This window comes from Bartonella sp. AU18XJBT (assembly GCF_028618595.1).
Classification (GTDB): domain Bacteria; phylum Pseudomonadota; class Alphaproteobacteria; order Rhizobiales; family Rhizobiaceae; genus Bartonella.
This window is the reverse complement of sequence record NZ_JAQITE010000117.1, coordinates 1-1946: the sequence shown is the minus strand read 5'-3', so window position 1 is coordinate 1946 and position 1946 is coordinate 1. Positions and strand designations below refer to the sequence as shown.

Annotated in this window: 2 protein-coding genes and 3 pseudogenes; all 5 read left to right on the top strand. The window is 37.7% G+C overall.

Annotated features, from left to right (window positions below; translation table 11 throughout):
• Window positions 1-122 (top strand): annotated as a pseudogene (locus PVV60_RS10345) (DNA-binding protein); the annotation flags it as partial.
• Window positions 123-223: 101 nt separating this feature from the next.
• Window positions 224-922 (top strand): annotated as a pseudogene (locus PVV60_RS10340) (virulence-associated protein E); the annotation flags it as partial.
• Window positions 923-1033: 111 nt separating this feature from the next.
• On the top strand, window positions 1034-1324 hold the full coding sequence (locus PVV60_RS10335) for a CopG family ribbon-helix-helix protein (protein WP_273724654.1): 291 nt from the start codon (window positions 1034-1036) through the stop codon (window positions 1322-1324).
• Window positions 1321-1593, top strand: a complete 273-nt coding sequence (locus tag PVV60_RS10330; protein ID WP_015856212.1) for a type II toxin-antitoxin system mRNA interferase toxin, RelE/StbE family — start codon at window positions 1321-1323, stop codon at window positions 1591-1593. The genes PVV60_RS10335 and PVV60_RS10330 overlap by 4 nt, the downstream gene beginning before the upstream one ends.
• Before the next feature lie 160 nt (window positions 1594-1753).
• Window positions 1754-1946, top strand: a pseudogene (locus PVV60_RS10325) (DUF3987 domain-containing protein); the annotation flags it as partial.

Below are 1946 nucleotides of genomic sequence, written 5' to 3'. Positions count from 1 at the left end.
ATGTTACCAATGGCTCTTTGCCAAAACCTTTAAAATTTGGCTTTTTATCGCGTTGGTTACAATCAGATCTTTTGAATGTCATTGAGCAAGCAAAACAGCAACGTTATAACGACGCGGCATAAAAAAAACCTTGTCACGTAAGGACGGACAAGGCTTTCTCAAACTCATCACCCTAGAGTTAGCATAATCCGTCCTATGGTGCAATATTCATAGGATAAAAAACATGTTTTCTTATATAAATGCTCGGGGCATCACAAATGCCTTGCATGGGGTTTGGCATGGATATTATGGGATAGCCCGTTGCCCTGCTCATGATGATAGGCTGCCTAGCTTATCCCTTGCCAATGGACATGATGGGCGTCTTTTACTCTATTGTTATGCTGGCTGCTCTTTTAGAGAGATCATACAAGCGCTCAGAAGAATTGGCTTGCTGGGAAAACAAGCCTTTTTTGATAAAGCTTATGATCATACGCTTTCTTTATCCAAACAGTTTTGTGCTGATCTCAAACGAGCAAAACAGAAAACAGAGAGAGCAAAAGCAATTTGGCAACAAAGCAAACCAATCAAAAATACTTTAGCTGAAACCTATTTACGTATGCGGGGTATTACATGCGATTTGCCTGCTGATTTACGCTTTCATAGCAACTGTCCACACCCTTTAGGGATTACACTGCCCGCGTTGGTGGCTCTTGTTAAGGGTGCTGGCTCCTTTGCCATTCATAGAACCTTTTTACAAGCCAATGGCTGCAAAACAGATCAGAAACCAGCAAAAGCCATGTTGGGATCTGTCATGGGCGGTGCTGTGCATTTAAGTCAAGCCAATCCCAAACATCTGGTCATTTGTGAAGGCATTGAAACGGGGCTGTCTCTGCTGTCTGGGTTGTTATCAGAGCCCGTTGATTTATGGGCGTCCCTTTCAACCCTATGAAAATGCAAAATAGATATAAAATATCTATTTTCATAGTACCTATTGAAGAAACAGTAAAAATGCATTATATTAGAACTACTTTGTAACACATTAAGTGGTCGTAAAATGGCTGAGACAACATTTACCTTTCGCGTCGATAATGTATTAAAAAATGAATTTTCCAAAGCAGCAAAGGCGTGTGATAGATCTGGTGCACAATTATTGCGGGATTATATGCGCGATATCGTAAAAGAACAAAAAGAAAAAAGTGCACACGATTTATGGTTTCGGGAACAAGTTCAATTAGGGATAAATTCTGCTAATGCAGGTGATATAATATCTTCTGAAGAAATCGAAGCAGAAGCAAAGGAATGGCGCTTAAAAACACAAAGTAAACTCGATAGATCAACTTTATGAAGCTAATTTGGACACAAGTAGCACACGTTGACCGCAAAAAGATCCGTGAATACATATCACAAGATAATCCTTCTGCTGCCTTAAAGTTTGATCAACTTTTATCTGAAAAAGTAGAAAAACTTGTTAAATTTCCTACTCTTGGTCGTTTAGGACGAATTGTAAATACACGTGAACTTATTGTACATTCAAATTATATCATGATTTATGATATTTCAAATGGCGTTGTGCGTATTTTACGTGTGCTTCATACAAAGCAAAAATTTCCTTAATCAACGGTATTTTTATTTATTTAGTAATTGAAGCAAATTATTTTCTACAATACTGCGCTCCGTATCAGTAAATAATGATAAATTATTATTTTTCTAATATTGCGAATATGATTAGCATAATCACTTTGCACACAGCTTAGTTTCTACTCGTAAAAATAATGATGATACTCTTGGTAAACGACGCTTTATTGTCAATGATGTCACGGTCGAAAAGCTTGGGGAACTCTTAAAAGAAAACCCCCGTGGTCTCTTAATGGTTCGTGATGAGTTATCTGGTTTTTTAACCAATCTAGAAAGAAAGGAATATCAAACAGACCGTGCTTTTTATCTCACAGCTTTTAATGGAGATGATC

What these genes read in the sequence shown, in the direction of transcription:
- PVV60_RS10335 (WP_273724654.1), top strand. Translation starts at nt 1,034, where the DNA reads ATGGCTGAGACAACATTTACCTTTCGCGTCGATAATGTATTAAAAAAT.
- PVV60_RS10330 (WP_015856212.1), top strand. Translation starts at nt 1,321, where the DNA reads ATGAAGCTAATTTGGACACAAGTAGCACACGTTGACCGCAAAAAGATC.